Annotated in this window: 30 protein-coding genes and 1 riboswitch; of the genes, 5 read left to right on the forward strand and 25 right to left on the reverse strand. The window is 36.6% G+C overall.

The window, feature by feature from the left end; all coding sequences use genetic code 11:
- Positions 1 to 29: 29 nt before the first annotated feature.
- Entirely contained in the window at positions 30 to 173 is a 144-nt protein-coding gene (locus BLR86_RS08170; protein ID WP_090760144.1) for a YpzI family protein, read from the forward strand.
- Positions 174 to 276: 103 nt separating this feature from the next.
- Here the strand turns inward: BLR86_RS08170 and fni are convergent, their stop codons facing one another.
- From fni to BLR86_RS08250, 16 genes are all read right to left on the reverse strand, one after another.
- Positions 277 to 1,335, reverse strand: a complete 1,059-nt coding sequence (fni, locus tag BLR86_RS08175; protein WP_090760146.1) for a type 2 isopentenyl-diphosphate Delta-isomerase — start codon at positions 1,333 to 1,335, stop codon at positions 277 to 279.
- 12 nt (positions 1,336 to 1,347) lie between these two features.
- Positions 1,348 to 2,487, reverse strand: a complete 1,140-nt coding sequence (gene rpsA, locus BLR86_RS08180; protein WP_090760148.1) for a 30S ribosomal protein S1 — start codon at positions 2,485 to 2,487, stop codon at positions 1,348 to 1,350.
- 122 nt (positions 2,488 to 2,609) lie between these two features.
- Positions 2,610 to 3,191, reverse strand: a complete 582-nt coding sequence (locus BLR86_RS08185) for a lysophospholipid acyltransferase family protein (RefSeq protein WP_090760150.1) — start codon at positions 3,189 to 3,191, stop codon at positions 2,610 to 2,612.
- Complete coding sequence (gene cmk, locus BLR86_RS08190; protein WP_090760152.1) at positions 3,188 to 3,868, reverse strand: (d)CMP kinase; 681 nt, start codon at positions 3,866 to 3,868, stop codon at positions 3,188 to 3,190. The genes BLR86_RS08185 and cmk overlap by 4 nt, the downstream gene beginning before the upstream one ends.
- 293 nt (positions 3,869 to 4,161) lie before the next feature.
- Entirely contained in the window at positions 4,162 to 4,341 is a 180-nt protein-coding gene (locus tag BLR86_RS08195; protein ID WP_090760153.1) for a YpfB family protein, read from the reverse strand.
- 70 nt (positions 4,342 to 4,411) lie between these two features.
- Complete coding sequence (gene ypeB, locus BLR86_RS08200; protein ID WP_090760155.1) at positions 4,412 to 5,764, reverse strand: germination protein YpeB; 1,353 nt, start codon at positions 5,762 to 5,764, stop codon at positions 4,412 to 4,414.
- 15 nt (positions 5,765 to 5,779) lie between these two features.
- Positions 5,780 to 6,658 carry a spore cortex-lytic enzyme gene (sleB, locus tag BLR86_RS08205; RefSeq protein ID WP_090760157.1) on the reverse strand — a complete coding sequence of 293 codons (879 nt, stop codon included), beginning with the start codon at positions 6,656 to 6,658 and terminating at the stop codon, positions 5,780 to 5,782.
- A 111-nt stretch (positions 6,659 to 6,769) separates the two neighbouring features.
- Positions 6,770 to 7,459, reverse strand: coding sequence for a glutamic-type intramembrane protease PrsW (gene prsW, locus BLR86_RS08210; RefSeq protein ID WP_090760159.1), 690 nt, complete (start codon positions 7,457 to 7,459; stop codon positions 6,770 to 6,772).
- A gap of 96 nt (positions 7,460 to 7,555) precedes the next feature.
- Positions 7,556 to 8,512, reverse strand: coding sequence for an asparaginase (locus BLR86_RS08215; RefSeq protein ID WP_090760161.1), 957 nt, complete (start codon positions 8,510 to 8,512; stop codon positions 7,556 to 7,558).
- Entirely contained in the window at positions 8,513 to 9,490 is a 978-nt protein-coding gene (locus BLR86_RS08220) for a YpdA family putative bacillithiol disulfide reductase (RefSeq protein ID WP_175492823.1), read from the reverse strand. It lies immediately after the preceding gene.
- Between the two features lie 81 nt (positions 9,491 to 9,571).
- Positions 9,572 to 10,849 carry a Glu/Leu/Phe/Val family dehydrogenase gene (locus BLR86_RS08225; RefSeq protein WP_090760165.1) on the reverse strand — a complete coding sequence of 426 codons (1,278 nt, stop codon included), beginning with the start codon at positions 10,847 to 10,849 and terminating at the stop codon, positions 9,572 to 9,574.
- A gap of 194 nt (positions 10,850 to 11,043) precedes the next feature.
- Positions 11,044 to 11,631, reverse strand: coding sequence for a genetic competence negative regulator (locus BLR86_RS08230; protein WP_090760167.1), 588 nt, complete (start codon positions 11,629 to 11,631; stop codon positions 11,044 to 11,046).
- Between the two features lie 259 nt (positions 11,632 to 11,890).
- Positions 11,891 to 12,802 (reverse strand): MerR family transcriptional regulator, encoded by a 912-nt coding sequence (locus tag BLR86_RS08235; protein ID WP_175492824.1) that lies wholly within the window; start codon positions 12,800 to 12,802, stop codon positions 11,891 to 11,893.
- Positions 12,803 to 12,840: 38 nt separating this feature from the next.
- Positions 12,841 to 13,608, reverse strand: coding sequence for a metallophosphoesterase (locus BLR86_RS08240; protein WP_090760171.1), 768 nt, complete (start codon positions 13,606 to 13,608; stop codon positions 12,841 to 12,843).
- Positions 13,609 to 13,678: 70 nt separating this feature from the next.
- Positions 13,679 to 13,921, reverse strand: coding sequence for a hypothetical protein (locus BLR86_RS08245; protein ID WP_090760173.1), 243 nt, complete (start codon positions 13,919 to 13,921; stop codon positions 13,679 to 13,681).
- A gap of 57 nt (positions 13,922 to 13,978) precedes the next feature.
- The gene (locus BLR86_RS08250) at positions 13,979 to 14,611 is read right to left on the reverse strand and encodes a CBS domain-containing protein (protein WP_090760175.1); all 633 of its coding nucleotides are present in this window, start codon (positions 14,609 to 14,611) and stop codon (positions 13,979 to 13,981) included.
- Between the two features lie 142 nt (positions 14,612 to 14,753).
- On the opposite strand from BLR86_RS08250, the gene BLR86_RS08255 reads away from it, so the two are divergent.
- Genes BLR86_RS08255 through BLR86_RS08265 form a run of 3 tightly spaced genes read left to right on the forward strand, consistent with a single transcriptional unit; the run spans position 14,754 to position 15,841 of the window.
- Positions 14,754 to 14,975, forward strand: coding sequence for a spore coat associated protein CotJA (locus BLR86_RS08255; protein WP_090760177.1), 222 nt, complete (start codon positions 14,754 to 14,756; stop codon positions 14,973 to 14,975).
- The gene (locus BLR86_RS08260) at positions 14,976 to 15,236 is read left to right on the forward strand and encodes a spore coat protein CotJB (RefSeq protein ID WP_090760179.1); all 261 of its coding nucleotides are present in this window, start codon (positions 14,976 to 14,978) and stop codon (positions 15,234 to 15,236) included.
- 35 nt (positions 15,237 to 15,271) lie between these two features.
- Positions 15,272 to 15,841, forward strand: coding sequence for a manganese catalase family protein (locus tag BLR86_RS08265; RefSeq protein WP_090760181.1), 570 nt, complete (start codon positions 15,272 to 15,274; stop codon positions 15,839 to 15,841).
- 30 nt (positions 15,842 to 15,871) lie between these two features.
- On the opposite strand, the gene BLR86_RS08270 is transcribed toward BLR86_RS08265, so the two are convergent.
- The 5 genes from BLR86_RS08270 to BLR86_RS08290 form a co-directional block, all read right to left on the reverse strand.
- Positions 15,872 to 16,327, reverse strand: a complete 456-nt coding sequence (locus BLR86_RS08270) for a DUF2663 family protein (protein ID WP_090760183.1) — start codon at positions 16,325 to 16,327, stop codon at positions 15,872 to 15,874.
- Positions 16,328 to 16,414: 87 nt separating this feature from the next.
- Positions 16,415 to 17,098, reverse strand: coding sequence for a LysM peptidoglycan-binding domain-containing protein (locus BLR86_RS08275; RefSeq protein WP_090760186.1), 684 nt, complete (start codon positions 17,096 to 17,098; stop codon positions 16,415 to 16,417).
- Positions 17,091 to 17,699 carry a CPBP family intramembrane glutamic endopeptidase gene (locus tag BLR86_RS08280; RefSeq protein WP_090760188.1) on the reverse strand — a complete coding sequence of 203 codons (609 nt, stop codon included), beginning with the start codon at positions 17,697 to 17,699 and terminating at the stop codon, positions 17,091 to 17,093. The genes BLR86_RS08275 and BLR86_RS08280 overlap by 8 nt, the downstream gene beginning before the upstream one ends.
- Positions 17,696 to 19,189, reverse strand: a complete 1,494-nt coding sequence (locus tag BLR86_RS08285) for a RecQ family ATP-dependent DNA helicase (RefSeq protein ID WP_090760190.1) — start codon at positions 19,187 to 19,189, stop codon at positions 17,696 to 17,698. The genes BLR86_RS08280 and BLR86_RS08285 overlap by 4 nt, the downstream gene beginning before the upstream one ends.
- Positions 19,180 to 20,229 carry a YpbB family protein gene (locus tag BLR86_RS08290; protein ID WP_090760192.1) on the reverse strand — a complete coding sequence of 350 codons (1,050 nt, stop codon included), beginning with the start codon at positions 20,227 to 20,229 and terminating at the stop codon, positions 19,180 to 19,182. The genes BLR86_RS08285 and BLR86_RS08290 overlap by 10 nt, the downstream gene beginning before the upstream one ends.
- Before the next feature lie 236 nt (positions 20,230 to 20,465).
- Here BLR86_RS08290 and BLR86_RS08295 point away from each other — a divergent pair, with 236 nt between their 5' ends.
- Positions 20,466 to 20,714: a ferredoxin gene (locus tag BLR86_RS08295; RefSeq protein ID WP_066060880.1), complete on the forward strand. Its 249-nt coding sequence runs from the start codon at positions 20,466 to 20,468 to the stop codon at positions 20,712 to 20,714.
- 109 nt (positions 20,715 to 20,823) lie between these two features.
- On the opposite strand, the gene BLR86_RS08300 is transcribed toward BLR86_RS08295, so the two are convergent.
- From BLR86_RS08300 to sigX, 4 genes are all read right to left on the reverse strand, one after another.
- On the reverse strand, positions 20,824 to 21,393 hold the full coding sequence (locus BLR86_RS08300) for an ECF transporter S component (RefSeq protein WP_090760194.1): 570 nt from the start codon (positions 21,391 to 21,393) through the stop codon (positions 20,824 to 20,826).
- A 163-nt stretch (positions 21,394 to 21,556) separates the two neighbouring features.
- A riboswitch (FMN riboswitch) is annotated at positions 21,557 to 21,688 on the reverse strand.
- A 128-nt stretch (positions 21,689 to 21,816) separates the two neighbouring features.
- Positions 21,817 to 22,539: a peptidoglycan DD-metalloendopeptidase family protein gene (locus BLR86_RS08305; protein ID WP_090760196.1), complete on the reverse strand. Its 723-nt coding sequence runs from the start codon at positions 22,537 to 22,539 to the stop codon at positions 21,817 to 21,819.
- A 178-nt stretch (positions 22,540 to 22,717) separates the two neighbouring features.
- Positions 22,718 to 23,902, reverse strand: a complete 1,185-nt coding sequence (locus BLR86_RS08310; RefSeq protein WP_090760198.1) for a GerMN domain-containing protein — start codon at positions 23,900 to 23,902, stop codon at positions 22,718 to 22,720.
- Entirely contained in the window at positions 23,877 to 24,428 is a 552-nt protein-coding gene (gene sigX, locus BLR86_RS08315) for an RNA polymerase sigma factor SigX (protein ID WP_090760200.1), read from the reverse strand. The genes BLR86_RS08310 and sigX overlap by 26 nt, the downstream gene beginning before the upstream one ends.
- Between the last annotated feature and the right edge of the window lie 60 nt (positions 24,429 to 24,488).

Below are 24,488 nucleotides of genomic sequence, written 5' to 3' on the forward strand. Positions count from 1 at the left end.
ATGTTAATAGTAGGAGGAGGTGTAGATTAATGGGAAAGGACCGTCAAGAAAAAAAGTTAAAAGCAAGTAGAAGAGTTGAATCTGATCGAGACCAAGCACTGCATTACCCTGGCGCAGCTAAGCTTCAAAGCCCTGAAGAAGCTAGACGATTAAATGATGGTAAGTATAGTTAAGAAAAGCGCAAGCGCCCTGGTCAGCGGCGTATGGCCTGGAGCACAAATCAACAGCCTAGTTTAACACAGCTAAAAAAATAAGCTCTCGCTGGCTGCGAGAGCTTTATTTTATACTACGCTGACTGTATGACTTAGTATCTATACCCCTTTGCGTTAGCCAATGATGCATATGGCCAGAAATGATTAAAGGAGCTCTTTGTAGTTCTTCAATAGATTTAGCACCTAAAGCAGTCATAATAATTTTCAATCCATAATGAAGTGACGATATTTCTTCGTATAGAGAATCCATCCCCTCTTCAACAAGGATATTAAGAAAGTAACCAGCAAAGCCGATGGCATTCGCCCCTATTGCAATGCCTTTAGCAATATCATAACTTGAGGTAAATCCCCCAGATCCAATGATGGGGACAGTTGTAGACGCATGAGCTGCTTCTGAAATAGAAATTGCTGTAGGAATTCCCCATTGATTAAAAAACGCTTGTGATTTTTCACTGCGCTTGTTCTCTATTTCCGCAAAATTTGTGCCTCCAAAACCACCAACATCTACAGCAGAAACCCCGACAGATAAGAGAGATTCTACCGTTTCTTTGGACATACCAAATCCAACCTCTTTAACAATTACAGGGATGTTTATTGTTTTGATAATCCCTTCTATTCTCTTTAGAGCACCAGAAAATTCCCTGTCTCCTTCAGGCATTGTCAGTTCTTGTATCACATTTAAGTGTACCTGCAGTGCATTGGCTTCTATCATTTCAACGGCTCTATTGGCTTGTTCTGGGGTTGCTTCGCTTCCTAAGTTGGCAATCAATACACCAGAAGGGTTTTCTTTTCTAACAATTTCATATGTATAACGTTCAGATTTATCTTTCAGTGCTGACATTTGTGACCCTACTGCCATGGCAAGTCCAGTTTCCCTTGCTACCTGTGCAAGTTGCTTATTAAGAGTATAAGTTTTCTCGCCTCCGCCACCTGTCATCGCATTGATAAAAATTGGCGAACTTAAAGAAAGTTCGCCGATTTTTTGGTGAAAGGTTACATCTGAAACATTCATGTTTGGTAAACATTGATGAATAAATTGGATATCATCTAATGAAGTTGATCGTTTTTGCCCTGTTTCCAAGGCATAACGAATATGGTCCCATTTCCGTTCAGATCTAGACACTAATTATCACCATTATTTTCCTAAATTCTTTAATTTATCGCCAATCATTTCCCCAAGTTGAAATCCTTTAGATTCTTCAGGAAGTTCGTAATCAAAGTTTTCTTCTACATCCTTTTCTAAAAGATCCTTTATGCTTAGAGAAATTCTCTGTTCCTGTTCATTAGCATCAAGAACTTTAACTAGTACTTCCTGTCCTTCCTTCAATACCTCATGAGGAGTTCCAATGTGCTTGTGAGCAATTTGAGAGATATGAACAAGGCCTTCAACGCCAGGGAAAACTTCCACAAAGGCACCATAGGAAACTAATCTTTTTACGGTTCCAGTTAACGAACTGCCCTTTGGTGCTTTTTCAGCTATATTAGACCATGGTCCTGGCTGTGTTTCTTTTATTGAAAGAGATATTCTTTCATTATCATGATCCACACTAAGCACTTTTACTTGTACTTTTTGACCTTCTTGAACTACATCCGATGGTTTATCAATATGTTGATAGGATAATTGGGAAATATGAACAAGTCCATCAATACCACCAATATCAACAAAAGCTCCAAAATCTGTAATTCTTTGGACAGTACCATCAATAACCTGCCCAGGGTTGATTGTGCTTAGGAGATTTTTCTTGTATTTTCCTTTTTCTTCCTCTACCACTGCACGGTGTGATAGTATTAAACGATTCTTTTCTTTATCAAGTTCAACAATTTTAAAAGTTAAATTTTTTCCTTTATAATCAGAAAAATCTTCCACAAAATGTGCTTCTACGAGAGATGCCGGGACAAATCCACGCACCCCAAGATCAACAACAAGACCGCCTTTTACTACATCTTTTACTTCAGTTTCAATTACTTCGCCACTATTGAAGAGGTTCTCGAGGTGTACCCAAGCTTTTTGAGCATCTACCCTCTTTTTGGAAAGAATCAGGGTATCCTCTTCGACTTTCGTTACTTCAAGATCTAATTGATCACCTTCAGAAACAACATCTGACGCTTTTTCGATATGCAAGCTGGAAAGCTCACTAATTGGGATAATCCCATCATGTTTACTGTCTTGAACAGTAACAATTACCTGTTTTTCTTCTACCTTGGTAACTTGTCCAGTGACTTTATCTCCAATAGTATAATTTTTAACTTCAATTTGATTCATTTCTTCCGTCATTATGTATTCCTCCTTAATCCATGTGTTACAAATTAAATATACATTTACAAAACGAATGAATATTCTAATAAAGTCTCTTTTTATAAACTTCTTACAAATAGGTTATTTTGTCAAGCAGAAACCTATCGTTGTTCTTTAATAAGTTTATGGATTTCTGACATAATTAATTCGGTTACCTCTTCGGCAGACGCTTTCTTGCTTCTCATTTCTTCCATTGAGATTGGTTTCCCATAAACAACTCTCAGTTTACTCAAACTTTTGTATGGTCCAATGATGGCGCAAGGAAGAACAACTGCATCAGTTCTTAATGCAAAAAAACCTGCCCCCGAAAGTCCTTTTCCAATTTCACCGGTTTTACTTCTTGTTCCTTCAGGAAAAAGCCCAAAAACATTTCCGTCTTTTAATACCTTTAATCCAGCCCTTAATGATTCCCTGTCCCCCTTACCCCTTTTTACTGGGAAAGCATTGCATTTTCTAACGATGTTACCTAAGACAGGAACTTTGAATATTTCTTCCTTAGCCATAAAATGGACAGGTCTTGGAGCAGTTATACCGACTATTAGGGGATCAAAATTATGAATATGATTTGTGCAAAGGAGGACCCCTCCATCTTTTGGAAAATTCTCTAAACCACTTACTTCGACTCGATACCAAGGTTTAAAAATTGTTGAAACAACTGATCTAGCAAACGAATAAAACGTCACACTTCTCCAATCCTTTCATGTACGAGAGCCATTATTTTTTCTACTACTTCTGGGATTTTCAAAGTTGTGGTGTCAATTTCAATTGCATCGTCGGCCTTTTTTAAAGGTGCATACTCTCGTTCAGAATCTATTTTATCTCGACGGGCTATTTCTTCCATTAATTGTTCTAGGTTAGAAGAATAGCCTTTCTGAAGATTTTCCGTATGGCGTCTGACCGCTCTTTCCTCAACACTTGCAAGCAAGAAGATCTTTACTTCCGCATTAGGAAGCACATGTGTCCCTATATCCCTTCCATCCATTACAACACCTCCGTTACGAGCAAAGGATTGTTGCATCCTTACCATTTCTTCACGGACTTTTTGGTGTCTAGCAACAAACGAAACCGAATTTGTCACTTCAGAAGAACGAATGGCTTCAGTTACTTCTTGACTATCAAGAAAAACCAATTGACCCTTTGGTGAAGGGAATAGTTCTAATTTTGTTACTAGCAGCGTTTCTAATAAAGAATTCTCATCTTCTAGATTAAGGTTGTTTACAATTGCTTTATAGGTTAAAGCACGATACATTGCCCCAGTATCTATATATATGTAGGATAACCTTTCCGCCACAACTTTTGCTACTGTACTTTTGCCGGCTGCAGCCGGACCATCAATGGCAATTGATAATTTTTTCTTCATAAATCCTCCTAATGTTTACTCATGGTAGTCTCGTACATCCTTCATTTTATTTTACCATAGATACTTTCCCCAATAAGAAAAAAAAAGCAGAAACTCTGCTTTTTTAAAAGATATTAAAGTATAAGTTTTTGAACTTAGATTACTGTCCAGCTCCAGCGCCCTAACGGCTAGTGTCCTTCGCTCTCCGCCCTACGATAAGTCAACATCGAATCGCCTACGGCTCTTCGTGTTTCCTTTATCTCGGTTGGAGCGCTCCAGGCCATACGCCGCTGATCAGGGCGCTTGCGCTTTTCTTAATTACCGTTAAATGTTTGAAGGATTTCAGTAAATGTATTCTCATTTACTCCCTCATATTTCGTTAGCTGCTCTAATTTCGGAAAAATATCTAACTGATGTAAAAATAGCTGTGCCAAAAATAGAAAGACAAATTGGATCAAAATTAACTTTATTAATATTCTTTCTATCATCTTCATCTTTAACCATCACTCCAATTTACCAATTATTACTATTATTGGAGTGATGGGATTGTTTTATTCTTCAACCCTAAATTACTGCGTCGTAAACTTCCTCAGCATTCTTTAACTTTTCTACTTCCTCTTCGACTCCATCGACAGCATTGATAAAGATTCTATAGGTATCATCATTAATGGTTCCTAAGAATTCATAGCATAAAACTTCCTTGTTTAGATCATTAACGATAATCGATTGTCTCTCTTCCATAATTTTAAAATTCGGATTTATCTTTTCACGGGCTTGTTCACTTGTTAACACTGGTTTTTCAACTTCCCTTGTATCGTTTAACGATTTTAAATATTCCTCCGCCGAGAATCCAATAATATTTCCATTATCCAGAGCTACTTCTACTTTTATCGCCTCAGAATAAATTCTTATATTGTTCTCACTGGTGACAAAATTAAAGACACCTGTGTTATCATATTGACTACTTTCAAAAAGCTCTAGATTTTTGTATCCATTATCTTTTAGAAATGTTGCAGCCTTAAGGTTGGCATCGTTTAAGCTAAGCTTTTGCTCGTTTACTTCTCGGTAATTAATAAACCAAATAGGATACCCTGCTTTTTTCGTAATATCCATACTTCCTTCTTGACCAGTATCCTTGTTTCTTATGGAAACACTATAAAAACCATAATCAGAACCCTTACCACTTTCTGTTACTTTTACTTCTGCATTAGAATCGAATTTCATATACTTTTTCGCAATGCTAATCGCTTCTTTTTCAGAAATAGCTTTTCCTTTAATTTTTTTGAAATTATCATCCTTTTTTTGCATGTTAGCAAAAGTTGGCCCAAAATCACTTTCATCATAGCCTGTCACGGTTTTTTCAACTGTTTTAAAACCATCAATAATCGTATTATCTGTTGTTTCTTTTCCTGAAGCTAACGCTAGTTCAACATCCATCCAACGTAGATTATTTTTTAAAGCCATATGCTGCACTTTTCGCAGCTCTTTCTGAATATCACCAGATTGCTTGTATAAAACCTTTAATGTTTCATATTCTTCCTCTGATAAAGGCTCTTTATCTAAATCTCTCACTGCAGTTTGATAACTAAACTTACCAATCTTAGCCAAAAACTCTTCAGTTTTATTAAATGGAAGCAATGTTAGCGGTAGCTGTCCAACATTGCCATGGGCCTCTGATGTTAATCTCCAAACCTCTACTAACGAGGGTGACAAAGAATGCCTTGAGTTCATCGCAAGGGTTGTTCCAATTTTATCGTTAAGTAGGTCCACTTGATAGGTAAGATCATGAAAGGCTCGTTGATAATTATTTTCAGCATTTATCAAAATCGCATTTTTCTCCCGATGTTCTTGATATCCCCAGTAGGCTGTACCCGCAACACCTACAGCTAGAACACCGATAATTATTCCTCTAATCATCCAATCATCACCCCTCTATTCGCAAAAAATATGTTTACCAATTCGTTTAATTTGTGGTCTTGACCATATCCACTTACTTGTAGCAGTTACTGGGTTAAAATAGTAAAGGGCTTCACCCGTAGGATCTATTCCATTAATCGCATCTAATACTGCTTTCTTCGCTTGTTCATTCGGAGTAAGCCAAATTTGACCATCCGCAACAGCAGTGAACGCACCTGGTTCGAAAATAACTCCTGAAACCGTGTTTGGAAAAGATGCGCTATTTACCCGGTTTAGGATAACAGCAGCTACTGCCACTTGACCAGTATAGGGCTCCCCTCTTGCTTCTCCATAAACAGCATTTGCCATTAATTGTATGTCATTACTTGAGAACCCTCCTGGAGTATTAGCAGCAGTTGGTTTCTGTGGCGTTGCTTTTGGGGCTGCCGGAGCCGGCGCTGCTGGAGCAGGTGCTCCTGGTTTTGGTTTTGCCGTATTAGAAGGAGCTTTTGGTGCTGGTGCAGTCTGCTTTTTTTTCTCAACCCCACCATAATGAGTAAATTTATTTCCTTTATTGATTTGTTCCTTTACGAATTGCTTATCATATTTACTCGCTTTAACTAGTTTTGCTTTAGTCTCATTTCCCGCAAGGCCATCGATAGATAGTCCAAATTCATATTGGAAATTCCTTAGTGCCCAATAGGTGCTCCAGCCGAATACCCCATCAATTTTCTTGTTGTAAAACCCCAAATACTGGAGTCTTGATTGAAGCTCGATGACATCATCCCCAACCGCCCCTTGCTGAATAACCTGGTTTGAAAAAGCAAATGCCCTGTTATCTTCCATAAAAGTAAATGGCGTGATACAAAGGGAGAGCAAGATTGGAAAAGTAATTTTTACTATTTTCTTCTTCATGGTAAAGTACCCCCAGTTGTAAATCATTTTAGATTTAAGCCTATTTTTTGTTTAAATGGGAAATTTATTCAAAAAAAATCCCTTTCATTTAAAATGAAGAGATTTTCTTCATTAAGAATGAAAGGAATTTTGAGTTGAATACTGTTTTTTCTTATGGTTCATGGTTAATATTCTAGCCACTTTAACCTTTCTTAAGCCAAACCACCAAAGAAAGATCATAAAAGGTAAAATAATATATAACCAGTTTTCTTGTGAAATTAAAATATAATCATAAGAACCGTGAAGGATGAAAGGTAAAGTTAAAGAAACGATCACCCATTTTGCTTTTTTTCCTTCGGTAAATTTTGCTTTACCAATGTAAAATCCCATAATCACTCCAAAAAGCGCATGACTAGATACAGGAAGAAGCGCTCTTGCCATTGCATGTTCTATCCCATTGGCAATCAAATAAAAAATATTTTCAACGGTGGCAAAACCAAGTGATACTGCAACACCATATACAATACCATCAAATGGCTCATCAAATTCGACATGCTGGTAAATTGCATAGAAGAGAATAAACCATTTGAAAAACTCTTCGAGGAGGCTAGAAGCAAGAAATGCATCAATAAACCCAGATTTAATAATATTCTCGGTATCAAGTACATGCTGAATAAACATAATCGGAAACACCAAGAGAGCACCAAACATAAATGTTCGGAGTACTACAAATACAGGTTCTGATTCATATTCATCTTTTAAATAAAAATAACTTAACAAGGCCAGTCCGGGGGCAATACCGGCTGATAATATTCCCAGCATGGATAATCCTCATTTCCCATCAATTCATATACTTTATCCTATCATGATATTGTCATTAATTAAATGAAAGATTATATCCATTTTATCATTTGGCCATTAAAAAATAATTTTCTTTACGCCACTGGCCAGTGCTACCGCTAATTTTATTCTCGCTTTTTTTGAATCATTATCACTGCCTAGAATTACACCCTTTTTATATAAGTCATAAGCACTACCTTTATAATCATATGTAGTGTATACTGACCCTTCTTCCGCACTGGTTGTTATAACCAAGGCGATACCTTCTTTAAGTGATTTTTCTATTTCTTCCATCATTTCAGGCGCTACTTGACCACGCCCTACACCTTCAAGTACGATTCCTTTTACCCCTGACTCTCTAGCAGCCTTGATAAATTTCCCATCAGCACCAATATAGCATTTGATGATTTCTACTTGAGGTATGGGTGATTGAATAGCAAAATATTCTCGCCTTATTGGCTTTTGAAAGATTTGCACCACATCATTATCGATAATGCCAAGATAGCCAAATCCAAAAACATTAAATCCCTGGATATTGGAGGCATGTTCTTTTTTAACATATCTCGCAGCAAATATTCGTTCATTGAACACGACAACAGCGCCTGCATTCCATAGATCCTCAGAACAAGCTGAATAAATAGCATGCCTTAGGTTTATGAAAACATCACTTCCTAATTCCTCTGGTGAGCGTTGGGATCCAGTTATGACCACTGGTCTTGGGTCACTAATCGTTAAATCAAGAAAATAAGCGGATTCCTCAAGGGTATCTGTACCATGGGTTATAACCACTCCAGAAACCTTATCATCCTCATAATACTTTTCAATTTTATTCTTTAATACAACTAAATCATCAAATGTTATATGGATACTAGCCTTTTGAAACACCGATTCGATGACAACTTCAATATCATTAGGCAGATTGCATAATGCAACAAGCTCTTCCCCTGTTAATTCTCCTGAAGCTAATTTTCCTGAATCCTTATTTGGTTTACTGGCAATGGTTCCGCCAGTCGTTAACAGTACCACTTTTTTCATTTACTTTTCACCTATTATTCCTTTTTCTAGAATTGATTGTGCAATGAGGTCACCATGAAACCTGCCATTTTCAATAAATATTTCATTGGCATTATTTCCTGCAGCGATAACTCCTGCAATATAAATCCCCTCAACATTCGTTTCCATCGAATGAGGATGAAAGAATGGTCTTCCCGATTCACCATCAATAACTATTCCCATATTTTTTAGGAATTCATGATCGGGATGATAACCAGTCATGGCAAAAACAAACTGATTATAGATGGACTTTTCTTCTTCATCTTTGGTATAGCGTACTTGATCCTCCGTTATTTCTATTATTTGGGAATTGAATTCCATCTTAATGGTTCCATTTCGTACCAAGGATTCAAATTCTGGGAGAATCCAAGGCTTTATACTAGGTGAATATTCTTTACCACGGTATAGGACCGTTACTCTAGCACCTGCTTTAACCAGTTCAAGGGCGGCGTCCACACTTGAATTCTTTCCACCTATTACGCAAACATCTTTGTCAAAAAAAGGATGAGCTTCTTTAAAATAATGAGACACCTTCGGCAAATCTTCTCCAGGGACATTCATAAAGTTAGGTTGGTCAAAGTAACCCGTTGCAATCACAACAAACATAGCTTGATAGGTCTGTTTATTGGTTATAATCTGGAAGCCTTTTTCTTCTTTATGCACCTCTAAAACATTTTCAAATGAATTTACTCGCAATTGTTTTCGTTTCACCACATCCCGATAATAAACAAGGGCTTGGTTTCGTTTTGGTTTATAGCTTTCAGTAATAAATGGAACATCGCCGATTTCTAGCTTTTCACTTGTACTAAAAAATGTTTGATGGGTGGGATATTGATAAATGGCATTTACAACATTCTCTTTTTCAATAACGAGTGGGGACATTCCAATTTCCTTAAAGGCTATAGCAGCAGCTAAACCGCATGGCCCCCCGCCGATAATAATAATATCTTCAATTTGCAAATTGATTAGCCCCTTTCCATAAAAAAACTCCTACCTGAATAATGATAGGAGTTTTTTTATTATGTTTCAATAATAATGTTTTTAAATCCAGCCTCTAAATCGACTTGCTTCAGCCATTTTTCTTACCCCAACCATATACGCTGCTAGGCGCATATCCACACGGCGAGTTTGTGCTGTATCAAATATATTATTAAAAGATTTGACCATAACTTTTTCAAGTTTCTCTTCTACTTCTTCCTCTGACCAATAATAACCTTGATTGTTTTGAACCCATTCAAAGTATGAAACGGTAACACCGCCAGCAGATGCTAGAACATCAGGAACAAGTAAAATACCACGCTCTGTTAATATATCAGTTGCCTCAAGCGTCGTCGGTCCGTTGGCAGCCTCTACCACAATACCTGCACGAATATTATGTGCATTTTCAGCGGTAATTTGATTTTCAATTGCCGCTGGAACGAGAATATCACACTCAAGTTCTAATAGTTCTTTGTTAGTAATCGTATTATTAAATAATTTCGTTACCGTACCAAAGCTGTCACGTCGATCTAGCAAGTAATCAATATCAAGTCCGTCCGGATCATATAATGCACCATAGGCATCAGAAATACCAACAACCTTTGCGCCTGCATCATGCATAAATTTCGATAAGAAGCTTCCCGCATTTCCAAAGCCTTGTACGACAACCCTTGCGCCTTCAATTTGAATGCCCTTCTTTTTAGCGGCTTCACGTATACAAATCGTTACACCTTTTGCTGTAGCAGATTCACGACCGTGAGAGCCCCCTAAAACAAGTGGCTTGCCTGTGATAAATCCAGGAGAGTTAAATTCATCGATACGACTATATTCATCCATCATCCAAGCCATTATTTGAGAATTTGTAAATACATCCGGTGCTGGAATATCTTTAGTCGGTCCGACAATTTGACTTATTGCTCGTACATAACCACGGCTTAATCTCTCAAGCTCTCTAAAAGACATATCACGCGGATCACAAATGATTCCGCCTTTACCGCCGCCATATGGAAGATCAACAATTCCACACTTCAAGCTCATCCAAATAGAAAGTGCCTTTACTTCAGTTTCAGAAACATTGGGATGAAACCTGATTCCGCCCTTGGTTGGACCCACTGCATCGTTATGCTGTGCACGATAGCCGGTAAATATCTTTACTGAACCGTCATCCATTCTAATTGGAATTTTTACTGTCATCATACGTAACGGCTCTTTTAATAGTTCATATACTTCTTCAGGATAACCTAACTTTTCAAGAGCTTTATGTATAACTGTCTGTGTTGAAGTTAACACATTATTTTCTTCCTCTTGATTAGTTTTTTCATTTCCTTTTTCGGCTACCATCTGTAAACCTCCTAGAAAATCACTTTATCTAATGTTGTCGCTTTCAGAGACAAGTATACACGTTTGATGGATTTATGCAAGACGGTAAATATAGATTTCACTTACATTTGAAAATAGTTTGAAACCGTAATCATTACAAAAATTTTATATAAACAAAAAAGGAGCAACACACTCCTTCATCAAATTTGTATCCTCTATTTAAAATACTTTTTGATCGTTTCTACCGCTTTATTTTCAATAATTAGGTTGCCATATTCAGCAAGCACGTGCGTACTAAGAATGGAGGGATTTCCGTATTCTGATAAAAATGCTGCAATACTTTCTACAACGGAAGGCTCGATATTATTCATAAGTAGGTAATAATGATGGTTATAAGAAAACAAACTGCCGCCATAAATTTGTAAAGTAAACAGCCTGTGTGAAAGATCTATGATATCTTCTATGCATTCGAACTGATAAAGTAAGTTTTCACGGCCTTCAACTCGAACTTGCATTTCAACAAAGCCATCAAATAATATTTCATCTTCATCTTCGTCAATATATTCGTCCACCGTAATGATCATAATCATACCTTGTGCTTGCAAGGAGAATATTTCAACTGCTACAGAACCCTGAATTTCAACATCAAATTCTTCGCTTGCCTCTTCCAGCATGTCGTGGAAAAGTTGATGCCATTTTATTGAATCTTTCCAAATATCATCTTTGGAAAGGCCCCTATCAAGTAAATCATCAGAGGTTAAAAAAATTTTAATTTTATTGACTGTTAAGCGTTCTAAGCGCATGTTCTTTTGCCCCCTGCCGTGACATAACTCTTAACCCTAGTGTATGTCAATGGCGTTGGTTGGTGCTTTGTCTAAGAAAAGCGTAAGTGCCCTGGTCAGCGGCGTATGGCCTGGAGCGCTCCAACCGAGATAAAGGAAACACGAAGAGCCGGAGGCGATTCGATGTTGACTTATCGTAGGGCGGAGAGCGAAGGACACTAGCCGCTAGGGCACTGGAGCTAGACAGTAACCAAAGTTTAAAACTAATTCTTTTCTATCTCTAAAATATCATCCGTTCCATTAGCCACATTTCCCATTCTTTTATGGTTTGACCAAATATGTAAGTTGAAATATGTCCCTTTTCAGAGCGGTTCATTTCAGTTATTGCCTCCCCGCCTAATCCAATCTTAAGATCCTTGTGGTTGCGGGATAGCTGATTCACAAGCGAAAGTGCTTGTTTAACATCTTTTTGTTCTTCACATGTAAGGATAAATAAATCTGGATGAATGATCTCCAAAGTTAATTGAATATCTTCTTCTGAAGAATATGTACCTATATTTATTATTTCTATGCCCTTTGTTCTTAAATAAAAGGTGAACATTAAAATACTAAAATGGTCCTCTTCTTGAGAGCAAGAGAGAAATACAGCTTTGTTTTGGTGAGCATTATTTGGCAAACTGTGAATGATAGCTGTTATCCTCGCTTTTAAAAATGATACTGAAAAATTCCGTTGCCCATTGGTAATGTTTCCAGTCTTAAAAGATGTCTCAATGTTCAAAACGACTTGGCTGAAAATATCTCCAATAACTTTTTCCATTGTAAAAATACTAAACAATTTATTGATTACTTCGTGAATCTTGTCATACTCAAAGTGGACTAAGGCATCATAAAGTGCGTCGGATAGGCTCGTTAATGGATTCCCTTGCTTAAGATTTATCGTTTCAGCATCTATTTGTGAATGGGCGTGGCCCATTAAAGAAATAGCTTGACTAATAGTAAATCCTTGATTCACCTTCTTAATCAACCACTTTAGAATTCTTATATGCTCATCTGTATATAATCGATGGCCAGCATCATTTCTGACGGGTGCTATCATCTGATAACGTCTTTCCCATGCTCTTAGCGTTCCAGGTTGAATCCCCAGCATTAATGCAGCCGCTTTTATATTATACTTACCTTCTTGGTCCGCCATCCTGATTCCTCCGATATTTAAACAAACCATGCTTCCACCTAACCATGCTTAATAGTAATTAAATGACACTCTGCAGGTGCACCTAATCTCAGGGGAACTCCTGTTGTACCATAGCCATTACTAATCAATAATGTAGTATTCTCTAATTTTTCTACTTTTCCTTTTTCATATGGACTATAGCCCAAAATATGTATTTGTCCGCCATGCGTATGTCCACTTAATACAAGCCTTATATCATGTTCTGGAACTATTTTTTTGGTAATAGTTGGGTAATGGCTGACCAAAATCTTAAAGCTATCATCGCCTGCATCTAATAACGCTAAATCAAGTCTGTCGCGTCCTTGATCTAATGCATCTACGCCAAGCAAGGAAAGTTTATCACCGTTTCCAGATTCAAAAATTGCCGCCGTATTATCCAATATTTTTACGCTATAACTCAAAAGAATGGCATCTAATTTGTGGTAGTCCGTTTCATAATCATTATTTCCCCAAACAAAATACACGGGTCCTAATTGTTTTAGTTTTTCTAAGTTTTCCTTAACCCTTTCAAACGGGACTTTTCTCTCAGTTAAATCCCCGCCAATTATGACGATATCAGCCTTCCCCTTAACTTTTTCGATAATATCATTGGAGATTAGGCGTTTATGTATATCAGAGATAAAAAATATTGAAACCTCACCAAATGAGCTAGGAAAATCCTCGAAGGTCATTTCGTGAAGTACTACACGATTTAAGAAAGCTTCTTTTAGCATGTATAAGATAAGACCTGCTCCCCCAAACAAAAGCAATACGATAATATAAACCATATTTTCCCCTTTTCTATTGTAAATGTTCTACTTAAAATCATACCATAAGGGAGACAAAAACCAAACAGGACTAACATTTGCGCTGTTTTTTCTTTACTATCTTTATAGTTTGTTGAAGAATTTCTTGAAATAGTTGTAGACTGACGATTAGCCCAAAGAAAAAAGCCAATGAGGCAGCAAAAAATTCCAATGGATAAATAATCGGCCGAACCAAAATATCAGCAAAATGAAATGGGTATGTAATTGGAAACCATTCAATTAGTAAATATACACACACAAGAATAAAAAGTAGTCGCCAAATGATTCTTAACATGAAAATCCCTCCCATACATTGTATGAGAAGGATTTAAATTCTTTCCGTTTAGATTTACTAGTCTTCTTGAATACTCAAGATACGGAACCCTTGATCTTCAAGTTTCTTTGTAAACCGATCAATATTATCTTTCTTTTCAACCTTCATGACAATTCTTCGAACTAATTTATCCGTCTCATCAAATGTTACGAGTGAAATAATATGTTCATGGAAGTGATGAGCAATCTCAGATAGGCGAGCAATACGCCCTTCTGTTTCAACGGATGTAAAAGCGATTCTTACACCAGGGCGATTTACACCGAAAGCGCTCTGAAAAGTGGAAAGTACGTCGGCGCGTGTTACAACACCTAGAAATTTTCGATTTGCATCAACTACCGCTAACAATGGGAAGTCTTTTAAATCTAATAGCGTTTTTTCAAATACTTCTTCACCAAGTAAAAATTTATCCTGATGTGTAGCGATGTCTTTCACTGTGATGGAACTTAAAAATTCATCTTTTTGTTTTCCAGATAAAAAATATTTCTCATAAATATTAAAACGTGTGGCAACCCCTATATATCTTTCTCCTTGCAAAACTGGTACACCATCAATTTGATTTTTCTCCAGTTGTTCTAATGCAGCTGCTAAAGTTGTGTCCGCCTGAACAGTCACACAGTCATGTCTTGGAATCATCATATTTTTTACAAACACTTACATCACCTCAATGAAATTATCCTGCCAATCCCATTATACTTCAACATAACGTTGGATTAATCCTTCTTATTTCATTTTTATGTCATGATTAATGAAAATTTTCATACTTATTAATGATGTTAATTAAGGGAGGGCTACTATGTTTACCCTATATAAAAATTGGCACCCTATCGCTAGTCCATTTGACCCCTGCAAGCCAATTCAAGAAAAAACCTTTTCCACTCCCCCAAATCTATATATGGGATTTCAACCACCAAACCTGCCACAATTTTCACCACAGGAAGCACTAAGAGCAGGTACACTATGGAAAGCCTTTTACGACCCCTATTTCAACCCATTTGAGAAAAGGGGGGATTCCTAGATGAAGCAAATCCCACCAGAATATTATCAATTGATGGAGCAGCTTCAAACCGTTGACTTTGTCTTAGTTGAATTAACGTTGTATTTAGATACACACCCAGACGACCTTGAAGCTATTAAGCAATTTAATCATTATGCAAAAGAAAGAAAGACAATAAAAAAAGCATTTGAAAGTCAATTCGGTCCTCTATTGCAATATGGCAACAGCTACTCTGGACACCCATGGAATTGGAACGATACCCCCTGGCCTTGGCAGGTTTAGTGGATTTCTAAAAACCAAAGGAGGGTTTGCTATTTATGTGGATATACGAAAAGAAGCTCCAATATCCCGTTCGCGTTAGTACTTGTAATCCAACATTAGCAAAATATCTAGTTGAACAATACGGTGGGGCTGATGGTGAACTTTCAGCTGCATTACGATATTTAAATCAGAGATATTCCATACCGGATAAAGTAATTGGATTATTAACGGATATTGGTACGGAGGAATTCGCACACCTGGAAATGATTGCCACAATGGTCTATAAACTCACAAAAGACGCCACTCCCGAAATGATGAAGGCAGCCGGTTTAGGGGATCACTACGCCATACATGATAATGCGCTTTATTATGCAAATTCCTCTGGCGCGCCATGGACAGCGTCCTATATACAAGCAAAGGGTGACCCCATTGCTGACCTCTACGAAGATATAGCAGCCGAAGAAAAGGCAAGGGCTACTTATCAATGGATCATCAACTTAAGTGATGATCCTGATTTAAATGATGGACTACGCTTCCTTCGAGAGCGAGAGATTATCCATTCACAGCGGTTCCGGGAAGCAGTTGAAATACTTAAAGAGGAGCAAGGTAAGAAAATATTCTTTTAAAGATCTTAGAAGCAGACCCCGGGCTGCTTCTTATTTTTTTTCATGATAAAGATTAATGTCATACGTTTTTTTCATTACTTCAAAATCAATATGACGATTTTTCCAATGGTCTTCCTTTTTCCATAGATCTTTACTGCGGTTTACAATTTCACATCTTAATTCTTGATATTCCTTCTCCTTTTTATCCTTTTGCTGCCTTAATACATTCATTGCTCCATACGAAATGGCAGTAATAGCCAATAACCCAACGTTTAAAGCATCACTAACCGAAGCAGAAAACATAGCGAAAAAAGAATAAGAATACTGTTTGGCAATCATATAATAGAAATAACTAAAAAATAGAAAAGCAAAAAGCAGCATAGTATAAATAGATAGATAATGCCATTTTTTAGCTGTATCAAACTTAATCTTTCTTTTGCGAACGTTTTCTAGCATTTGTTTTGTTGCATCATCTGTATGTTCAAGTAAGCGGATCTGTTTATCCATTTTTGTACCACCTCTTTAACATAAATATGAACTTGTCCGCTACATTATGAAAAATTTCCAAAAAAAATACCGATCAAAATTGATCGGTTACTTACTTAATGGGATTTCCAAGACTTGCCCCAAGAATATTTCATTCCCTTTTAAATTATTTGCTTTTCGAATGATTTCTTCCCCATTTTTCGATTGAAAATATTTCAATGAAATCCGATAGAGGTTTTCGCCTTTTTTAACGGTATGAAAAATAACGGTTTCAGAACCAATGATTGAATTCGACTGTGGGGCAGCTGATTCAGTTGTTTCAGTCGAAATACCACTATTTTCCTCTGCGCCTTGTTCTGAAGCTGGACTCTCAACTTGAGTATCCGAACTGTCAGGCTGTAAGACTTCTATTTTCTCCTCTGGCTCTACCTCTGTTGATATATCTTTTTCATTTTCTGCCTTTTTTTCATTATTGCTATCTGTTTCCGATTTCTCAAAATTAATGACTTCGTAGCCAGAAGAATCTCCAGAAACTTTTTCAGGTCCTTTACTTTTCCCGCCTTCAAGATAGGAGTAGGCACTAAAAATAGCGATTGGAAGAAGGATAAAAAATAATACCAAGATTCGAATAATGGGATACTTTATTTTCCATTTCGTTTTCTTTCTTTTTTCCCTATGAATTTGTTCTCTTGGAGGTAATTGCTCGCGTGGTTCAACTGTTTCCTCATTTATTTTTTCAATTCGCTGTTTAAGCCGTTCGGCCTGGTGTCTAAATGGTTCTTCTTTATTCATGTAGTAGTCCCTCCTCTTCACCGACATCTATGGGGTTTTTAAATTTAATATAAAGCCCTAATAAAAAATCAATTGTAAAGTGCATGATCATTGTAACGGCTAAATTGTTTGTCCAATCATAAATGAATCCTATAAGAAAACTAAGGATGACAATATTTGAAAATAAAAACCAATTAAAAAGGTATCGATAATGGATGATGGCAAAAATTAAGCTTGCTAGAATAAGTCCAACCTTAGTTTGGATGACACCACGGAAAAGTAATTCTTCACTTAGTGCTACAAATGCTGCAATCCACGCGATGTGAATGACACTTCTATTCTTAAAAATTCTATGATTCAAACCGCCATCATCGTAAAAAGAAGACGGAAGCCATTTCATTAAAAATATATCTGCAATAACTACCACAACCCCTGCAGGAACACCAATCAACCAAATTTGATAATCAAAAAAATCAATCGACTGCATAAATGAAAATTGATCAAATAAAAGAACACCTAATATAAACGTAATCACAAGCATAATAATTTGGGTCAGGTATAATTGAAGGAGCAGTTCTTTATCTGATAATCCATTGATTAAGTCACGATATTTATTTTTCATTCACTCAACTCACTATTTAGTAGAATATTGGCTAAATAATCCTTCCACATTCCTTCATTAGCAGGATTTGTATTTAACCGTTCAGCAGCTTGATATTGATCTAGCCTTACACCACAAATATCACAGCAATTTCTTACTTTTTCTTTAGCAGCCTCTTCATTAAAATAATCTAAAATCAGTTCTCTTCTACATAAATTTGACTTTATCCACTTTTTCAAATAATGGATATTATTTTTCTTTATCGTTACCCTTTCTTTTACAAATTCCTTCAAGCTTTGCCTTATTTGTTCAAGATTAGAAGGAGTTTGTGGATGTTGGATAAATTCCTGGATTATCCGCCATTGGACCTCTGAAAAACCTCCATTTTCCCTGAAGTGTTGATTTTTCTCAAGAAGGTTATTACCGGATAATTGGGAAAATAGCCAATCAATTTGTAATTCTGATGGCAACTCTCCCTCAGCGAGTTGTACAGGAAGCTGTTCATCCCCAGGTGAATAGAGCATGATCGCAATGCTATCCTTACCATCCCGTCCAGCTCTGCCAATCTCTTGTAGGTAAGATTCAATTTGCATCGGCATATGGTAATGGATAATAAATCGGATATTTTCCTTGTTAACACCCATCCCAAAAGCACTCGTTGCACAAATTACGTCTAGTTGCCCATGGATAAATTGTTGTTGGATTAAGATTCTTTGTTCCTGCTCTAATCCTCCATGGTAGGCCATGACCCTGTTAATTCCCTTCTCTGCGATTAGGGTAGCCATTTGTTCAGCAACCTTTTTACTCGAAAAATAAATAATTCCAGGCTTTTGCAGCTGAAGAACTAATTCTATCAACCGGGATTGTTTATCATGATAATTTGGTACCTCTTCAATAAAAAAAGCAATATTTGGCCGGTCAATCGTTGACTCAATTTTATTAAATTCCTGTAAGCCAAGAGATTGAATAATATCTTCCCTTACTTTTTTGGTTGCGGTTGCGGTCAGAGCTAAAGTTAAGGGATTCCCCAGTTTGTTTCTAAATTCCCCCAATTTTGAATAATCTGGACGAAAGTCATATCCCCATTGTGAAATACAATGGGCTTCATCCACTACAAATAAGGCTATGGTTAGGGATTGCAGCCTTTTGATTATTGCAGGTATACTTAACATTTCTGGTGAGACAAAAATATATTTATATTTTGATAAATTCCCTAAAACATAGCCTCTCTTTTCAGAATCAAGAAAAGAGTTCAATGCAATCACTCGTTTCTCACCAAACTTCATTAATTGTTCCACTTGATCCTGCATAAGAGATAAAAGCGGAGAAATGATTAGGATTTGACCATCAAGACAATAACCGGGAAGTTGGTAACATAATGATTTTCCGGTACCAGTCGGAAGCATAGCGATTGTATCGTTCCCTCCGAGCAGAGACAAAATTACTTCCTTTTGACCTGTTTTAAATGTCTTATATCCAAAATATTTATATAAAATTTTTTCTAATTCCATTGTCTATCACCATACTTTGCAAGAACGAGCCTAATCTGAAAATAGGAAGCTGTTTTTTTTAAACTATTTCTAATTACTTTAAGCTGCCTGGTAGCTTCTTTACGAGAAATTTCTAAAATCTTATGTTGGACTTCTTCCTCTACAAACATGTTAATAGAAAAATCCTTAATATTGATAGCAAATTCTACAAGATGGTCTTCAATAGTACTTAATTTTAAGTTTCGAATGCTTGCAATTTCATCAAGCGAAAAACCCTGTTTTAAAAGTGTCCAGGTTTTACGAGAAGAAAGAGTTAACGAATCCTTTTGTTCTAAATTTGCGACAAGCGATGATAATACGGAAAAACGAGAAGGCTTTTCTTCAATCGTTTGAATCAAAAAATGAAGGATATTGTTAAATTCTAGATGATATTGGATAGAATCTATGTTCAACATTTTCGCAGTTTGAGCAGAGGTCAATCCAATTTGCTGATATCCTGTTAATCGAAAAACCAGGATTGCAGGATTGATATCCTTTGCCTGTTCAAGACAATCAATTAATTCAGAGAATAGAAATTCTCCCAACTTCTGTTTTGGTAATGAGGAATACTTTAAGAAATCTTTTAACCAGTTATGAACATCAGTATTTTTCTGAATGGGGATGTATTTTGTTTCTCGAAATGTTATGTTGGAAGCTACTTGAGTTAGCAGGGACAATCTTTCCCATACTAGAGTTGCATATTGCTGATATCTCCATCCATTCATATAGATTGGCTGGGGTTGATTTAATAAGTAATCTCTGCCTGATACGGTAAGGAGAAATTTTTGTTCCCCTAATGGTGCAACTAATTTATTTTCAACTAAGCTGTTAAAAATCTTATCAAAAGTTTCTCTCGGTAATGGTTCCAGAATTCGAAAATACTTCTGAAGTGAAAATAAATGAGCATCCTGAAGTGTTTGTGATGATTTTTTTCCATTTAAAAGATGATAGATGGAATAAATAGTTCTTTCACCATTTAATTGTCCTACACAATATAATAGTATGTTTTCAATATAACCCATTCTTTCCACCACTTTTTGCTGATAATCGACAAAATCACCTAATTTTCTATCCCTATTCTATCATGAAACTAGGACTAGTGTTGCTATAAAATGTGGAAGATTAGGGAATCCAAATTCTATTGCGCATTTTTCTATTGAAAAGTTACCCATTCAGTTTTACAATAGGAATGAGTAATGCGTTTCCATTATTATGATGGAAACGTTAGTAAGTTATTTTATTGGGAGGTTTTTTTTTCATGGCAAAGTATACGATTGTTGACAAAGAAACTTGCATTGCATGCGGAGCATGTGGGGCAGCTGCACCAGATATTTATGATTATGATGATGAAGGCATTGCATTCGTTACTCTTGATGATAACGAAGGTATTGTTGAAATCCCTGATGTTTTAATTGACGATATGATGGATGCATTCGAAGGCTGTCCAACAGATTCAATTAAAGTTGCTGACGAATCATTCGATGGCAACCCAACAAAATTCGAATAAAATTTTGTCATTAAAATATTAATTAACACACAACCCCTGCCAGTATTGGCAGGGGTTGTGTGTTAATTAATATGAAAAGAAACCAGGATAGCCTAGTTTCCTTTTTCATTTATGCACTTTTTACAGTAGTTAATTTATTTATCCATGTCTGCATTCTAATGAATAGCAGCATAAATATGGAAGACATGATTATGCCTTTTAGAATATTAAAAGGTAAGATAGCAGGTACGACTAAATTACGCATATCAGGAAACTTTAACAGCGATGTGTAAGCCGGTAAAATAAATAGGTAATTTAATATGCTCATCATTACCGCCATAAAAACGGTTCCGACTATAAGTGCAAGTGTCATTCCTTTTCTGGTTCTCATTTTGTTATATACATAATAAGTAGGTAATACAAACAAAATACCAGCTAAAAAATTTGCAATATGACCGACAGGAACTCCTGTTGCGCTCCCAGTAGCAAAATAATTGAGTGCATTTTTGAAAAACTCGACTAAAACACCTGCTACAGGACCAAAAATTAATGCTGCGATTAATGCTGGAATATCGCTGAAATCAATAAATAAAAAATTTGGAAATAGCGGAAGCGGGAAGTTTATCAGCATTAAAAGATATGCGATACTGCTCAGCATTCCAATTGACACAATTGCTTTGACACTTAACTTTTTCTTCATTTTCCTCTCTCCTTTTGGATCCATCGCGTTAGGAAGAGAGGTTCAGCAGCGTTTAAGGTGTCCTTGGAAAATAAAAAACCTCAAGAAAGATATCTTGAGGGAGTTTACAAAGGCACTCTTAATAAACGTTCAGCAAATCAGCATTTTTTGAACGTCGCAGAACCTCCATCTTCTCCCATCCAGACTATACTGTCGGCTTTGGAATCGCACCAAATCCTGCCATAAGGCTCGCGGGCTTAGAGAGATAACTCTCAATACCGCCGATCGGGAATTTCACCCTGCCCCGAAGATAGATCGATATTTAATTACGACTTTATTATACTAATAATATTTAGTTTTGAAAAGGAAAATCGCTTAGGCAATGTTGACAAGTACAATTTGAATAAAACCTGCTGACCAATAATGGCAAGCAGGTTCATGTTATTATTTATCAATCACTAAAACTTGTTCCGGTTTGATGAGATCAGATTTTAGTTGATTGACTTCAATTAATTCAGCAACGGTAAGATTACTTTTCTTTGAGATGGCAGTTAGAGTGTCTCCGGCTTGTACAATATAACGGGCCTTTTCACCTTTTACAGTCGTACTGGCAACTAAACTTTCCGTATTACCTGCCATCCCTTCCTTTACTGCCACACCTACCTCGGCATGACCAAGTAGCTTTTCCGGATCAATGGCATTTTTCTTATCAAATGTCCATTCAATTTGATGACTCTCAAAATGCAGATGAACACCTGTTGATTCACCAGTTCTGCCCATAGTCCCGATTCTATCACCCTGTTTAATCGCTTGTCCTTCATTAACTAGACGATTATTTAAGTGGGCATACACGGTAACCAAATTATTGGGGTGATTAATAAATATGACATTTCCATACGTATTCGAATAATAGGATTTACCCACTACCCCATCCTCCACAGCGATGATAGGAGAATTAAGGTTACCCGCTATATCAATTCCCTTATGTGTTCCGTGCCTTGTTCCATATGTATCAGATATGACCCCATCTGTAGGCCATATCCATCCTGTATTTATTTCTGTTGCTTCTTGCATACTCGCCTCTGCCTGTTTACCGCCTAAAAACAATAAACTCACACAAAGCGCCATAATTGCGGCGATAAGGAGCCGCCTTATGTAGTCTCGCATTTGATTTTTTTCCTCCTTAATCTTTTCCTCTCCTCCACACCATATGTTTATCTGCTGGTGTTTAGAACATATAGTAAGGTATGTGAGGTTAAGCATACTTGTTATAATTTGGAGAGAAATGGTTTTTTATTCATAAAAAAAGATTAACCGATTCGCTGGTTAATCTTTTTTTCTCACATTATTGGATTAGACGTAGATTTGCTGCTAACGGAACCTTTATTTCCTTAGAAAGATCAAAAGGTCCTAAAAGTTGGATTGGTGGATTTACTATCGCTATTGTCTCTATCCCAAACTCCTTTGCAGTTAATAAAATTGCTTCGAAGGAAATTACTGTTGCAAGGTTATTTTCCATTTTTGAATTTTCATCCATGTTGATTATTAATCTATTTTCTTTAATCGAAAATTCCTTAAATGTGAATGAAGGACCTATTGAGGCTGTTAAGCCAAGTTCTTGTTGACCTGCCTTCATTGCCTCAAATGCCTCGTTAAGATTTTGATATTTTTCTGTCGATGGAACCAAGTAGATGCTATCCATTCCATCTGGTGTATAAGAAAAGTATGCATGTTTTCCTACTGGCTCAACTTTCATTTCTTTAATAAAACCATGATTCCCAAGTTCTATTCCCGGCTGACCGTTTGTGGTAAAAATAATTTTATTTACTTTACTATTCGAAGCTATGTTATTATTCAAAGAATGAATAAAAATTGTTTCAGCTGTAGAACCTTGCCCATATTTATGATCACTAGGTACGTCTACAGTGACGGTATTCGTATTACTATCCCATTTAAAAGTTGCGTTTAAAGGGTAATAGTCGGTTAATCCCCATTCCTCTTCTTTTAATAAGCCCATTGATTCAGTAAAAACTGTCAGCCAATCCTTACTAGTGTCTGGATTTACAACTGTAGAAATAGGCACTAACATTTGTACTTGCGAATCAGGAATCCAATACGTTATTACGGTCCCATTCCCAATTTCGTCATCATATATAGCTGATTTATTACTACCGGTCATCATTTTCAGTTCCGGCTCTGATATCTCTTGCCCACGGTCAGCTGTGTCTGCTTTTTTCAACAGATTCGCTGAATTTTCATCAGAGAGGCTTATCTTCTCTTCACTGGACGAGTTCTCCTGTTTCAGACTATCAAAGGAATATTCTGTTCCACCTAACAGATTAGGAACTAATAAGATAATAAGGAGTAGAGCTGCAGCTGTAGCCAATCCTGGTACTACCCATGCAGGTTTTTTTCTCTGTTTAATAGAAAGATTTTGATAAATGTCACGAGGATTGCGATTATCTTGTATTCTGGGCATTTGCCTGAGTAATTCTTCGAGCTGCTTATCGCTCCACTCTGACTTTTTCACTTTCTAATCCCTCCTTTTCATTTACTATTTCCATATGCTTCTTTAATATTTTCAATGCTCGGTGTTGCGTTGTTTTCACTTTACTTTCTGTCCAGCCAAGTGCCTCGGCAGTTTCAGTTATCGATAAATCATTTAAAAAACGAAAAATGATAACAGAACGTTGGTCAACCGTGCAATGATTCAAACATTGATAAATCCACTTGATTTCTTCTTTTTGAATGGTTATTTCTTCTGGAATTGGATACTCATCCTTTACTTGACTTTCCGACCAATCAAATTTTTCTAGCAATCTGCCCTTCCAGCCCTTTTGCTTCCGAAATGAATCAATCGCAACATTTCGTGCGATAGAAAAAAGCCATGTTTTTTCACTGCTTTTTCCTTCAAAGCGCTGGTAGGATTTAAAAACTCTAATATAAACTTCTTGAACTAGGTCCTCTGCCTGTTCTTTGTTTCTAACCATATAAAATAAAAATTGAAAAACATCATGATGATATTTTTGATATAGCTCATCGAAAACGGAGTCCATCCATTCCCCTCCCCGTTCATAGAATTAGTCGTTATTTATGTACAAAAAGTTTCACATATT

The sequence above is a fragment of the Bacillus sp. OK048 genome (genome assembly GCF_900103525.1).
In the GTDB taxonomy this organism is placed as follows: Bacteria; Bacillota; Bacilli; order Bacillales; family Cytobacillaceae; genus Neobacillus.

Coding starts and splice junctions, on each gene's coding strand:
- BLR86_RS08295 (WP_066060880.1), top strand. CDS start 20,466: ATGGCAAAGTATACGATTGTTGACAAAGAAACTTGCATTGCATGCGGA.
- BLR86_RS08215 (WP_090760161.1), bottom strand. CDS start 8,512: ATGAAAAAAGTGGTACTGTTAACGACTGGCGGAACCATTGCCAGTAAA.
- ypeB (WP_090760155.1), bottom strand. CDS start 5,764: ATGATTAGAGGAATAATTATCGGTGTTCTAGCTGTAGGTGTTGCGGGT.
- BLR86_RS08265 (WP_090760181.1), top strand. CDS start 15,272: ATGTGGATATACGAAAAGAAGCTCCAATATCCCGTTCGCGTTAGTACT.
- sleB (WP_090760157.1), bottom strand. CDS start 6,658: ATGAAGAAGAAAATAGTAAAAATTACTTTTCCAATCTTGCTCTCCCTT.
- BLR86_RS08270 (WP_090760183.1), bottom strand. CDS start 16,327: ATGGATAAACAGATCCGCTTACTTGAACATACAGATGATGCAACAAAA.
- BLR86_RS08225 (WP_090760165.1), bottom strand. CDS start 10,849: ATGGTAGCCGAAAAAGGAAATGAAAAAACTAATCAAGAGGAAGAAAAT.
- rpsA (WP_090760148.1), bottom strand. CDS start 2,487: ATGACGGAAGAAATGAATCAAATTGAAGTTAAAAATTATACTATTGGA.
- BLR86_RS08255 (WP_090760177.1), top strand. CDS start 14,754: ATGTTTACCCTATATAAAAATTGGCACCCTATCGCTAGTCCATTTGAC.
- BLR86_RS08245 (WP_090760173.1), bottom strand. CDS start 13,921: ATGTTAAGAATCATTTGGCGACTACTTTTTATTCTTGTGTGTGTATAT.
- BLR86_RS08235 (WP_175492824.1), bottom strand. CDS start 12,802: ATGGCGGACCAAGAAGGTAAGTATAATATAAAAGCGGCTGCATTAATG.
- BLR86_RS08260 (WP_090760179.1), top strand. CDS start 14,976: ATGAAGCAAATCCCACCAGAATATTATCAATTGATGGAGCAGCTTCAA.
- BLR86_RS08290 (WP_090760192.1), bottom strand. CDS start 20,229: ATGGGTTATATTGAAAACATACTATTATATTGTGTAGGACAATTAAAT.
- BLR86_RS08195 (WP_090760153.1), bottom strand. CDS start 4,341: ATGAAGATGATAGAAAGAATATTAATAAAGTTAATTTTGATCCAATTT.
- sigX (WP_090760200.1), bottom strand. CDS start 24,428: ATGGACTCCGTTTTCGATGAGCTATATCAAAAATATCATCATGATGTT.
- BLR86_RS08240 (WP_090760171.1), bottom strand. CDS start 13,608: ATGGTTTATATTATCGTATTGCTTTTGTTTGGGGGAGCAGGTCTTATC.
- BLR86_RS08275 (WP_090760186.1), bottom strand. CDS start 17,098: ATGAATAAAGAAGAACCATTTAGACACCAGGCCGAACGGCTTAAACAG.
- BLR86_RS08285 (WP_090760190.1), bottom strand. CDS start 19,189: ATGGAATTAGAAAAAATTTTATATAAATATTTTGGATATAAGACATTT.
- cmk (WP_090760152.1), bottom strand. CDS start 3,868: ATGAAGAAAAAATTATCAATTGCCATTGATGGTCCGGCTGCAGCCGGC.
- BLR86_RS08305 (WP_090760196.1), bottom strand. CDS start 22,539: ATGCGAGACTACATAAGGCGGCTCCTTATCGCCGCAATTATGGCGCTT.
- BLR86_RS08230 (WP_090760167.1), bottom strand. CDS start 11,631: ATGCGCTTAGAACGCTTAACAGTCAATAAAATTAAAATTTTTTTAACC.
- BLR86_RS08170 (WP_090760144.1), top strand. CDS start 30: ATGGGAAAGGACCGTCAAGAAAAAAAGTTAAAAGCAAGTAGAAGAGTT.
- BLR86_RS08280 (WP_090760188.1), bottom strand. CDS start 17,699: ATGAAAAATAAATATCGTGACTTAATCAATGGATTATCAGATAAAGAA.
- prsW (WP_090760159.1), bottom strand. CDS start 7,459: ATGCTGGGAATATTATCAGCCGGTATTGCCCCCGGACTGGCCTTGTTA.
- BLR86_RS08300 (WP_090760194.1), bottom strand. CDS start 21,393: ATGAAGAAAAAGTTAAGTGTCAAAGCAATTGTGTCAATTGGAATGCTG.